The sequence below is a fragment of the Streptomyces sp. NPDC059900 genome, assembly GCF_050270335.1.
Taxonomy (GTDB): Bacteria; Actinomycetota; Actinomycetes; order Streptomycetales; family Streptomycetaceae; genus Streptomyces.
In genome coordinates this window covers 1-4,102 of sequence record NZ_JBNNJZ010000668.1, presented here as the reverse complement: position 1 = coordinate 4,102, position 4,102 = coordinate 1, and the positions used below count along the sequence as shown (strand labels likewise).

The 4,102-nt window shown below is 71.0% G+C and carries 5 protein-coding genes; 3 read left to right on the top strand and 2 right to left on the bottom strand.

The genetic code is table 11. The features are described 5' to 3' along the window. Positions 1-93 precede the first annotated feature (93 nt). Positions 94-669 (top strand): TerD family protein, encoded by a 576-nt coding sequence (locus ACQKIP_RS41615; protein WP_361195471.1) that lies wholly within the window; start codon positions 94-96, stop codon positions 667-669. A 64-nt stretch (positions 670-733) separates the two neighbouring features. After that, positions 734-1,141 (top strand): CoA-binding protein, encoded by a 408-nt coding sequence (locus ACQKIP_RS41610; RefSeq protein ID WP_365862246.1) that lies wholly within the window; start codon positions 734-736, stop codon positions 1,139-1,141. Positions 1,142-1,199: 58 nt separating this feature from the next. Here ACQKIP_RS41610 and ACQKIP_RS41605 read toward each other — a convergent pair whose 3' ends face one another. Next, positions 1,200-2,048, bottom strand: coding sequence for an ABC transporter permease (locus tag ACQKIP_RS41605; RefSeq protein WP_365862244.1), 849 nt, complete (start codon positions 2,046-2,048; stop codon positions 1,200-1,202). Beyond that, positions 2,045-2,902, bottom strand: a complete 858-nt coding sequence (locus ACQKIP_RS41600; protein WP_365862552.1) for an ABC transporter ATP-binding protein — start codon at positions 2,900-2,902, stop codon at positions 2,045-2,047. The genes ACQKIP_RS41605 and ACQKIP_RS41600 overlap by 4 nt, the downstream gene beginning before the upstream one ends. Positions 2,903-3,104: 202 nt before the next feature. Between ACQKIP_RS41600 and ACQKIP_RS41595 the strand changes: the two genes are divergently transcribed. Beyond that, a complete protein-coding gene (locus tag ACQKIP_RS41595) occupies positions 3,105-3,977 on the top strand; it encodes a GbsR/MarR family transcriptional regulator (RefSeq protein ID WP_365862242.1) in 873 nt (290 codons plus the stop codon). Positions 3,978-4,102: the final 125 nt, after the last annotated feature.

Genomic DNA, 4,102 nt, shown 5'->3' with positions numbered 1-4,102 from the left:
GCGGCACACCGGTTACTTCTACAGTGTTGTAGATTTTAGGTTCCGGCCCTGACCACGGCCGGTACGCACACCTCAGGACTTCAGGAGGACATCGTGGGAGTTTCCCTGGCCAAGGGCGGCAACGTCTCGCTCAGCAAGGAGGCCCCCGGCCTCACCGCCGTCCTGGTGGGCCTGGGCTGGGACGTCCGCACGACCACCGGCACGGACTACGACCTGGATGCCAGCGCGCTGCTGTGCGACGACTCGGGGAAGGTCGTCGACGACCAGCACTTCATCTTCTACAACCAGCTCAAGAGCCCCGACGGCTCCGTCGAGCACACCGGCGACAACCTCACCGGTGAGGGCGAGGGCGACGACGAGGCCGTGAAGGTGAACCTCGCCGCAGTCCCCGCCAACATCACGAAGATCGTCTTCCCGGTGTCCATCCACGACGCCGAGAACCGCGGCCAGAGCTTCGGCCAGGTCCGCAACGCCTTCATCCGCGTGGTCAACCAGGCCGACAACGCCGAGATCGCCCGCTACGACCTCTCCGAGGACGCCTCGACCGAGACCGCCATGGTCTTCGGCGAGCTCTACCGGCACGGCGCCGAGTGGAAATTCCGCGCGGTCGGCCAGGGTTATGCGAGTGGACTGCGCGGCATCGCGTCGGACTTCGGAGTAAATGTCTGACGCCGTCGCCGCCGCAGTCGCCTGACGTAGTCAATTCGACCATCGGCGGCAGAAGGAGCGGGACGTGTACGGCGATCCGGCAGCAGTGCGCAAGATCCTCACGGAGCTCGGGGACACCTGGGCGGTCGTGGGCCTGTCCACGAACGAGGAACGAGCGGCGTACGGCGTCGCCGGTGTCCTGCAGCGCTACGGAAAGCGCATCGTCCCGATCCACCCGAAGGCCGAGACGGTGCACGGCGAGAAGGGCTATCCGTCCCTCTCCGCCGTGCCCTTCAAGATCGACGTCGTCGACGTCTTCCTCAACAGCGCCCTCGCGGGCCAGGCCGCCGACGAAGCCGTCACGATCGGCGCGCAGGCGGTCTGGTTCCAGCTGGGAGTCATCGACGAAGCCGCGTTCGAGCGGACGCGGGCGGCGGGGCTCGACATGGTGATGGATCGCTGCCCGGCGATCGAACTGCCCATGTTGCGGTGACGCCTTGGGCTCGGTGACACCCGGGGGGCGAGGTGACTCCCCCCCCCACGGGGGTGCCTCACCCCACCCGTCGCAGCGCCCTCTCCCGGCGTTCCGCCATGCCGGAACCCGACTCCCTGCGTGCCATGCGGCGCAGGACCGCGGGGGCCACGAGCAGGCCGAGTGCGGCCCACGCGCCGAGCACACCGGCCGTCTCCCAGTGCCGCCAGGAACCGGCGATCTCGATGGCGGCCGCGCTGTCCGGCAGCAGGGCCGAGCGCATGCCGAGGCCGAGCCAGTAGACGGGGAACGCCTGGGCGGTCCACTGCAACCAGTCCGGCAGCGCGGTGACCGGGTAGAAGATGCCGGAGATCGCGATCATGCCCAGGACCGGCAGCTGGATCAGGCCCTGACTGCGTGCGCTGGTGAACACCGAGCCGAGGATCGCCCCGATCGGCAGGGTCGCGACCATGCCGAGGACAAGAACCCAGGCCAGCGTCAGCCAGGAACCGGGGCCACCGGTCGCCAGGCCCGCCACGATGAAGACGCCGGGGACCAGCAGGATCGCGAGGTCGGCGAGCAGACCACCGGCCACCGAGACGACCTTGCCGATGAGATAGCCCGGCATGCCGTTCGGCGTGGCCTTGGCGCGCAGCAGGGTGCCGTCCTCGCGTTCCGCGGTGAGCGCCTGGCTCATGCTGACCATGCCCATCGCCGCGTTCATGCCCAGGATGCTCGGCAGGGCGAGGGTGCCGAGCAGGAGCCCGCTGGTGCCGAACGCCGTGTCCCGCATGAAGAACAGGACGCTCAGCATCAGCACCGGCCAGAGCAGGTGCGAGAGCAGGTCACCGCCGTTGGTGAACGACTGCCGCAGTTCGATCAGGCCGCGCGAGAAGCCCGCACGGATCGCCGTGCCCGTCCCGTTCACCGGGTCACCGTCCCGTGCTCGCCCCGGTCCCGCACGAGCGCCAGGTAGGTGTCCTGCAACGAGGCCCGGCGGACCTCCAGTTCGCCCACCGCGTCGCCGTGCTCGCGCAGCAGCCCGCGGACGAACGCCGTCGATTCGGCCGTCGACTTCACGAAGTGCCGCCCGCCGCAGGTCCAGCGCACCTCGTCGTGGCCCGCGATCCGCCGGGCCAGGTCATCCGCCGAACCGTCCGCGATGATCCGTCCCCCGGACAGGATCAGGATCCGGTCGGCGAGCCTGTCCGCCTCGTCCAGGTCGTGCGTGGTGAGCAGGACGGTGGTCTCGTGGTCGGCGGCGAGGCGGTGGACGAGTTCATGGAACTCCTGTCTGGCCTCCGGGTCGAAGCCCGCGGTGGGTTCGTCGAGGAACAGCAGCTCCGGGCGGCCCACGATGCCGATCGCCACGTCCAGCCTGCGCCGCTGCCCGCCGGACAGCGTCTTGACCTTCTTGCCCGCGTGGGCGGTCAGGCCGACCGCCGCCATGAGTGCGTCGGTGTCCCAGGGCCGCCGGATCGCGGCCGTGGAGTAGGGGGCGTAGTACCTCCCCAGGTGCGCGAGCAGCTCACGCACCCGCCACTTGCCGTGGTCGCGCCAGGACTGCAGAACGACGCCGATGCGCGCACGCCATGCCTCGGTGCCGAGCGCAGGGTCCGTGCCGAGCACCCGGACGCGGCCCGCCGAGCGCATCCGGAACCCTTCCATGATCTCGATGGTGGTGGTCTTGCCCGCGCCGTTGGGCCCGAGCAGGGCAAGCACCTCGCCGTGCCGTGCCCGGAATGTCACGTCGCGCAGCACATCGGTTGCGCCGTAGCGCATGCGCAGCCCCTCGACATCGAGCACCACGTCCCCCTCGCTCGTCGTCACGCCAACTCCTCGCCGTGTTGCTTCAGTTGACGGCGAAGCTACGTTGCGTTCAGTACGCCATCAATGAATTACTGGCCGGGTATCCCTTACCAGTAGGCAATTTCGTGGATTCATTGCAATGAACTTGCCGATGAACGCAAGGAGGCCCCCACTCATGCCGGGAGGCAGGCTGACGCACGAGGACCGCCGGCACATCGGCGCGGGCCTCGCCGAAGGACTCGGATACGCCGAGATCGCCCGGCAGCTCGGCAGGCCCACGTCGACCGTCAGCCGCGAGGTGACCCGCAACGGCGGCCCCGGCGGCTACCGCGTCGACCACGCCCACCTCGCCACCGGACGACGCGCCCGCCGCCGCAAGAAGCTCCCGCGCCCCGAACCGGCCGCACCCGCCGACGCCTACGGACGCCACCCCGACGCCGTACGCGATTTCGCAGAGCAGCTCGCGGCCCTCATGGTCAGGACGGGCGTGCCCCGCATGGCCGCGCGGGTGCTCGCCCGCCTGATCACCGACGACTCCGGCCGCCTCACCGCAGCCGACCTCGTCCAGCGGCTGCGGGTCAGCGCCGCGTCGGTCTCCAAGGCGGTGGGCTATCTGGAGGATCTGGAGGTCATCCGCCGCGTACGGGAGCCCGGTCGGCGTCGCGAGCAGTACGTCATCGACGACGCCGTCTGGCTCCGGGCGTGGATGACGAGCGCCCAGCAGCACGCCATGTGGGCGCAGACCGCACAGCGGGGGGTCGAGGTACTGGACGCGGCGACGCCCGCGGGGGCCAGGCTCGCCCGCATGAGCCAGTTCTTCGCCACGCTCAGCGACGACATGGGTGGCGGCGGACACGACGCCGTCGACGACGCCCTGACCGTCCTTGCCGCGCTGCGGCACGCGGGCGCGGGTGCGGGTGCGGCTCTCGCGGAGGATCGTCTGGCCGCCGCACTGGGCTGGACCCCGCAGCGCGTGGCCGAAGCCTTGCGCCACGCCGAACGGGACCGGCTCACTCCTGAGCAGCTCAGCGCCCTGGCGGGGTCCTGACGGGGGCCCCGGCGGCGGCCGGCGGGCGGGGCGGGGGGGGGGGGAGGGCGCGGGGGCCCCCACCCGGGGGGGGGGGGGGGGCCGCCGCCCCCCCCACAGCGCGAATCGCGGCCCCCCCCCGCGCG

Bases quoted from the DNA above. Each gene is read 5' to 3' on its own strand.
- ACQKIP_RS41600 (WP_365862552.1), bottom strand. From the start codon at position 2,902: ATGCGCTACGGCGCAACCGATGTGCTGCGCGACGTGACATTCCGGGCA.
- ACQKIP_RS41595 (WP_365862242.1), top strand. From the start codon at position 3,105: ATGCCGGGAGGCAGGCTGACGCACGAGGACCGCCGGCACATCGGCGCG.